The 1058-nt window shown below is 51.3% G+C and carries 1 protein-coding gene; it reads left to right on the top strand.

The genetic code is table 11. The features are described from left to right. Nucleotides 1-1058 (top strand): isopeptide-forming domain-containing fimbrial protein (locus DFR44_RS11350; RefSeq protein WP_133621675.1); only part of this gene is annotated, 1058 nt, incomplete at both ends.

The raw sequence follows: 1058 nt of genomic DNA, 5'->3' as shown, positions 1-1058 counted from the left end.
TCTGATGTCAGCGTTGTTGGTACACCGACCATCACCAAAGGCAGCAATGTCAGCGGTACCGTGAACAGCGCGTTCACAGGTTCAGGCACCAACACGTCGATTATCAGCAACGAAAGCATCGCCGCAGGTTCAACCGCCACACCAACGACAGAAACCTACGACATTGCCGTACGCGTTAAAGTCGCTGCGACCGATTCAACCAGCAATAACGCATGTACCGCTTCAACAGGCAACGGCTTGTTCAACAATGCCCAAATGACCATTGCGGGTACAGTTAAAGAAGCCAATGCGTGTGAAGCCACACCTGCGATTCAAACCGCACAAGTGACCTTGCAAGTGGACTGGATCAATGCGTTGGTGGGCGAAACGGTCAGCGTCCCTGAAACGGGTGGTTTAACCAACAAGATTCCAGCCTTTAAAGCTGTGAGTACAGGTACCAACAGTGTCGCCTCAGTCAGTGTATTGGCGGTTATTGGTGACATTGCGAAGATGCCGACTCCTGCGTTCTTGAACACATCGAATGCATTGAATTATGTTTCTTCATTGAAATGGACCTGCTCGGATGGGGTCAATCCAGATGAGACCGTGTCATTCGGTGAGGACTTCACTGTATCGAGCAAGTACGCTGGCGCCAAAGTCTTGTGTAAAGCGATTTACAGTGCCGTTCAAGTGGATACGGTTAAAACCGCATCGCCCGCCGCAGGCACCTCAGTAGCGGTTGGTGACACGATTCAATACACCTTAAAAACCACAGTATCAGGCAATGCAACACAACGTGATGTGGTCTTGAGCGATACCTTGGGTACAGGTTTAACCGTCGGTACGTTGCCAGCAGGTTGTACCGCAACGGGTCAACAAATCAGCTGTACGTTGGCCACAGGTGCATCGATTGGTGACCACACCTTCACCTACAGTGCCACGGTGAATGCCTCAGCCGTGACCAAAGTCAACAACCAAGTGGTTGCAGACGTGGGTACATGTTCATCATGTAGCGTCAGCCATCCATTGTGGTCAGTGGTGACGAACAAGACATCAGACGCCGCGGCGAAGAAGAACGT

It is taken from the genome of Hydromonas duriensis, from assembly GCF_004363775.1.
GTDB lineage: Bacteria > Pseudomonadota > Gammaproteobacteria > Burkholderiales > Burkholderiaceae > Hydromonas > Hydromonas duriensis.
This window is presented reverse-complemented; position numbering and strand designations above follow the sequence as displayed.